Source organism: Streptomyces sp. NRRL WC-3549, assembly GCF_000721935.1.
Lineage (GTDB): Bacteria > Actinomycetota > Actinomycetes > Streptomycetales > Streptomycetaceae > Streptomyces.
The window spans coordinates 1-255 of record NZ_JOCS01001860.1; the positions used below are offsets into that span (position 1 = coordinate 1).

Consider the following 255-nt stretch of genomic DNA (forward strand, 5'->3'; position numbering starts at 1 on the left):
CAACGGCACCTGCGAAGAACGCGGCGACAGATCCGCCAGCACCTCCAACAGCCGACCGTGAATCCGCTCCACATGCGCACTGTGCGACGCGTAGTCCACATCGATGCGCTTGGCCCGCACCTCCCCCGCCTTGCACTCCAGCAGCAGCTCCTCCAGCGCGTCACCGTCACCGGAGACCACCACCGAGGACGGGCCGTTCACCGCCGCGACCGAAAGACGCCCCTCCCAACGCGCAAGCCGCACACGAACCTCGTC

1 protein-coding gene is annotated in these 255 nt (G+C 67.8%); it reads right to left on the reverse strand.

All coding sequences use genetic code 11. The features are described 5' to 3' along the window. Positions 1 to 255, reverse strand: a 255-nt coding sequence (locus tag IH13_RS36395) for an acyltransferase domain-containing protein (protein ID WP_158791004.1), incomplete at both ends; no start/stop codon positions are given.